At 56.7% G+C, this 5,027-nt stretch carries 5 protein-coding genes and 3 pseudogenes; 7 read left to right on the forward strand and 1 reads right to left on the reverse strand.

Going from position 1 to position 5,027, the window contains the following annotated elements; all coding sequences use genetic code 11:
• Positions 1–98 (forward strand): annotated as a pseudogene (locus tag ACR0NO_RS22050) (IS5/IS1182 family transposase); the annotation flags it as partial.
• 17 nt (positions 99–115) lie between these two features.
• On the opposite strand, the pseudogene ACR0NO_RS22055 reads toward ACR0NO_RS22050, so the two are convergent.
• Positions 116–235, reverse strand: a pseudogene (locus tag ACR0NO_RS22055) (transposase); the annotation flags it as partial.
• Between the two features lie 267 nt (positions 236–502).
• On the opposite strand from ACR0NO_RS22055, the gene ACR0NO_RS22060 reads away from it, so the two are divergent.
• From ACR0NO_RS22060 to ACR0NO_RS22085, 6 genes and pseudogenes are all read left to right on the forward strand, one after another.
• Positions 503–1,411, forward strand: coding sequence for an alpha-1,2-fucosyltransferase (locus tag ACR0NO_RS22060; protein ID WP_480725698.1), 909 nt, complete (start codon positions 503–505; stop codon positions 1,409–1,411).
• Positions 1,412–1,454: 43 nt separating this feature from the next.
• Entirely contained in the window at positions 1,455–1,997 is a 543-nt protein-coding gene (locus ACR0NO_RS22065) for a GNAT family N-acetyltransferase (protein ID WP_480725700.1), read from the forward strand.
• Positions 1,998–2,004: 7 nt separating this feature from the next.
• Positions 2,005–2,436 (forward strand): sugar 3,4-ketoisomerase, encoded by a 432-nt coding sequence (locus ACR0NO_RS22070; protein ID WP_480725701.1) that lies wholly within the window; start codon positions 2,005–2,007, stop codon positions 2,434–2,436.
• A complete protein-coding gene (locus tag ACR0NO_RS22075) occupies positions 2,433–3,530 on the forward strand; it encodes a DegT/DnrJ/EryC1/StrS aminotransferase family protein (protein WP_170681769.1) in 1,098 nt (365 codons plus the stop codon). The genes ACR0NO_RS22070 and ACR0NO_RS22075 overlap by 4 nt, the downstream gene beginning before the upstream one ends.
• Before the next feature lie 80 nt (positions 3,531–3,610).
• Positions 3,611–4,537, forward strand: coding sequence for a glycosyltransferase family A protein (locus ACR0NO_RS22080; RefSeq protein WP_480725703.1), 927 nt, complete (start codon positions 3,611–3,613; stop codon positions 4,535–4,537).
• A 281-nt stretch (positions 4,538–4,818) separates the two neighbouring features.
• Positions 4,819–5,027: pseudogene (locus ACR0NO_RS22085) on the forward strand (hypothetical protein); the annotation flags it as partial.

Here is a 5,027-nt window from a genome sequence, read left to right on the forward strand (position 1 = left end):
TGAAGGATTGGCGGCCTGTGGCAACCCGCTACGACAGGTGCCCAAAGGTCTTCCTGTCAGCAATCGCCCTCGCAGCACTCGTTATCTATTGGCTATGAGGCCTGAACCTAGTCTGGACCGCCCAATCCAAACCGACCAGCCGCAACAAAATCTGCACGAACCCGATCGTTGGCCGGAGCGGCATCCTAAACAAAATCTTCAGGGTAAGGCGGGCCTGGATCGCGGCGTCGCTGAACGGAACAGGTTTAAATTGCCGTTTTTTATTTTGGCATGGTCATGGCAAATTTAATGGCATATCTATACGCTTATGTCGCCTCGCAGTCTTCGTAAATCCTTGCATTCGTTGGTCGCTAAACGAAAGAACCGTTCACTTCGCCAGAAGGGAGAGGAGATCCTGCGCGCGCGCGGGGAAGACCCCATAGTTATTGTCATGGTTGACGGTGGGCTCTGCTCGGCAATCACGAAGTACGTGTTGGGCGAGTGTTTCAGGAAGGCCTTCGGCATGGTCGTTAAATACGATCTGATGTGGTTCGAGACCAACGGCATGGATTGCTCCAACAAGAGCAGCCGCTTGTTCACCCTGAGTACGCTGTTTCCAAACATCAAAATGGACGCCGCCACGCAGGACGAGATCGATTTCTACAAGCGACATTTCTACTACAATAATCCGAAACCCTACTGGTACGACCCGGCCATCTTTGATCACCCACAGCCGCTGTATTTCGACGGTTACGCAGAACACTGGAAGTACGTGTCCGACGTCGAAGACAAGGTGCTTTCAGAACTGCGCTTCAAGGACCTTGAGTTGAACGAGGCCAACCGGGATGTGCTGTCGGATATTCATAAGGCGCCCATGTCAATCGCGGTCCATGTACGTCGTGGGGACTACGTAAGCATCGGCATGGCGATGCTTGGCGAGGATTACTACAGAACTGCCATAGATCAGATCGTCTCAGCCTCGGGTCAGGATAAGGCGAAGGTCTTCTTCTTCTCGGACGACATCGACTGGGTGCGCAGTCACCTGGCACCGAAACTGCCGCCACAAATCGAATGGCGCTGCATCGATGTGAACAATACCGAGGCCGGACACTTGGACCTTCTGCTGATCTCGGAATGCGATCACCAAGTGAGCTCGAATTCCAGTTTCGGGTACTGGGGCGGCCTGCTGAACGACAACGACAATAAGACCGTGATTATCCCGATGCGCTGGCTGCCAGGTCAGACACGCGGCCCGGAGCTGGCCGGTTGCGACACCGCGCATGATTACCCCGGCTTCCAGAAGCTCGAGAACGTCCCCGGCGCCAGAGAGTTTCGCCCGTTCAATGAGGCCTTGCAAAGCCGAAAGGGCCACCGCGGGCCTAAGTCTGAGACCGGAGCTATGGCTGGTGCAGCGCGTCGGAAACATCTATAGTGGCGCGTGTGACCGCGGCGCTACCACAAGCTCTAAGGGGATCATGACCAAATCACCTGTTGCCCAAGTGGTCGGGCCAAACCTGAGACTGAGGCTTATCACGCCCGCTGATGCGCCCTATGTGCATTCACTGCGTACGAACCCGCACTACAATCGGCACCTGTCCCCGGTCACGGGTACGGTTGCGGATCAGCGACAGTGGATCGAAGGCTACAAAGCCCAGGAGGCCCAGTGTCGGCAGCTTTATTACGTGATCGAACGTCACGACGGCACCCGCTGCGGGTTGGTACGCCTGTATAAAATCGAAAAAGACCAATTCACTTGGGGCAGCTGGATCCTCGACGCCAACAAACCACGGAAAGCCGCGCTGGAAAGTGCCGTCTTGTCATTTGGCATCGGCTTCGACCATCTAGACCTCGGCATGGCCAAGGTTGATGTCCGGGTGGAAAACACCCACGCCGAAGCGTTCTATCGCCGTCTCGGCATGATCGAGACCAATAGGACCGCGCAAGACATCTTCTTTGACTATCCGCGCAAGCTGTTCGAAGAGTTACGCGCCACATATCTAAAACTTCTCAAAGGGTGACCTTTCCATGACACGAGTTTCCGCGCATCAGGGCAGCGTCCGGATCATCGACCTTCCGCAAATCCATGATCCCCGTGGCGACCTGACCTTCGTGGAAGGGGGTAACCATCTGCCGTTCGACATTGCTCGGGTCTATTACCTTTACAACGTACCCGTCGACTCCGAACGTGGCGGCCATGCACACCGCGATCTTGAACAGGTCATCTTTGCGCTGTCCGGCAGTTTCCGCATTAAGATCGACGACGGAGAAACCAAGACCGAATTCTGGCTGCGTGACCCGCGCAAAGGGCTTTACGTCAACCGGATGATCTGGCGCGAAATGGATGCCTTCAGTCAAGGCGCAGTCTGCATGGTGCTTGCCTCGCATGTCTATGATGAGTCCGACTATTTCCGGGACTACAATGAATTTCAGAACGCGCTGCGTGGAGGGGTCGAATGATCCCTTTCCTCGATCTGGGCGCGGCCTACCGAGAGCTGAAGCAACAAATCGACGACGCTGTGGCGCGAGTGCTAGACAGTGGTTTCTACATCCTCGGTCCCGAGGTCGAGGCCTTCGAGGCAGAATGGGCCGCTTATTGCGGCAGCAAGTTCGCCGTGGGGCTGGCCAACGGACTAGACGCTCTGACACTGGCCCTGCGTGCGCTGGACATCGGGCCGGGCGACGAGGTTATCGTGCCTTCGAACACTTATATCGCCACCTGGCTTGCCGTCTCTGGTGTTGGTGCAATACCGGTTCCGGTCGAACCTGACCCGGCCACCCACAATATCGATCCGACCCTTATCGAAGCGGCCATCACCCTGCGTACCCGCGCTGTGCTTCCGGTGCACCTTTACGGCCAGCCTGCCGACCTAGATTCTATCCTCGAGATTGCGAGCCGCCACGGGCTTCGGGTGATCGAAGATGCGGCGCAGGCGCATGGTGCGGCCTACAAGGGGCAGCGGCTTGGCGGGCATGGCGATATCGTCTGCTGGAGCTTCTATCCGGGCAAAAACCTTGGGGCACTTGGGGATGCCGGGGCGGTGACCACCAACGACGCAGACCTGGCCGCCCGGGTGGCGATACTGCGTAACTACGGCTCTCACGAGAAATACGTCAACGAAGAGCCCGGCGTAAATTCACGCCTCGATCCCGTGCAGGCGGCTGTTCTGCGGGTAAAGTTGAAGGCGCTGGACGATTGGACCGAACGGCGCCGCGCGATCGCCGTCGACTATCTCGAGGGGTTGAAGGACAGCAGCCTGATCCTGCCGCATGTGCCCGATTGGGCGGACCCTGTCTGGCACCTTTTTGTTGTCCGCACCACAATGCGCGCTGAGATGCAGGCGCATCTGGCCGAGGCCAAGGTAGGGACGCTCATCCATTATCCGATCCCGCCGCACATGCAGGGCGCCTATGCGGATCTGTGCCTCAAAGCCGAGGCTTTCCCGATTGCCCGCCGTCTGGCACAAGAAGTGCTGAGCTTGCCAATGGGGCCTCAACTGGATAGATCACTCGTTAAAAACCGAGTCATACCCGAGATCCTGCGCGCCTGCTGACATGGGCGCTGGACGGTCAATCGCTTCAATTGAACGTCCCGTTCATGACGAGGCCGAAAAGCGAGAACTGAATGTCTCATTTGTGTTCTGTATTATGCGTCTCCTACAACCATGCGAGATTTGCTGCGGCGGGTCTGCAATCGATCTACGAACAAACCTATCGCAATATCGAAATCATCGTCCTGGACGATGGATCACCGGATAATTCGGTCGAAGTGATTGAGGCCGCACTGGCTAAGAGCCCCTTTCCGACCACTTTCATAAAGCAGGAAAATTCCGGCAATGTGCCGGCGAACTTCAACAAGGTTCTGGACGCAGCGTCGGGCGAACTTGTCACAATGATGTCGTTGGATGACCTCCTGATGCCGGACTGTATCAAAGATGCGGTCGAGGTTTTGTCGAAAGCTCGGAACATCGTCTTCGCAGCCAATACCGGTCACTACGAGATCGACGAAAACGGCCACCGGATTACGGATGCCATTCACCTTCCGCTTCCTGCGAACCACCCCGAAACGGCTCAGGACCTGATTGAGCTGGAGTATAGGAGCCTTGGCTCCTTCTACATCCAAGGTCAGGTGTTCCGCCGCGACGCCCTCATGGCTGTGGGCGGTTTTGATGACACGATGACCGGGGACGACATAGTTCTGCGGACGCGCCTGTTTCAGCACATGGTGCGACACCCCGAGTTGACCTTTTCGCTGGGGAACAAGATCGTTCTCTCCTACCGCAAACACGGAAATAATCTGCACCAGAACGCCTTCCGGCAGATCAAAACAATCGTGCAGTGGGGGGAAAAGTACTTCCCGGGCCGCGCTTACCCCGACCTGTTTTTCAGGTGGCTCGAACACTTTATCGAGCAGAGCATCAGGCAAGATCGGCCCGAAGATATCCGGAAAGCTTCGGATCTTAGCCCGCAGGTCGCGCAGTTCATTCAAAGTTACCAGAAAACGTGGACTTATCGCCGTCGCAACACTAAGCGGAAAATCCGAAAGTTGTTCGGCGCTTAGGTTCCGATCTCATAGTCAGTCGATATCGGTGAAAAAAGCTCCCGACTACATCTAGTGTTTGCGCCGGTTTATCACCGCGCCCGGTGAGTGCGGCGATTATTCGGGCTATTGGCGCACAGTTTCAGGTCGTGCCCTTGTGGGCAGACAAAAACGTCGCGCTCTGCGTCATGCGTGAAGGCCTCGTGGATCTGGTCGGGATACTGGCAAAGGGAATGCCCCTTTGGCTTATGGCCCACACAGTTGAAGGGAATCGTGGTCCCAGTGGGACCGCGCAAGCCCCGGAAACGCCCTATAACCGTTGGAAGCGGTGGAGGTGAGTGGCAAACGCCACTGGTTCGAATGCCGCCACGAACAAGGCATCTTCGCCCGGATGATGGCCGGTCTGGCTGCCGAACACGGTGAAGAGAAGACTGTGATGGTCGATGCCACCGACCTGAAGGCCCACCGTAACGCAAGCCTTTGGGTGTCAAAAAAGGGGACGTGGACGCCT

It is taken from the genome of Ruegeria sp. CL3, from assembly GCF_056536505.1.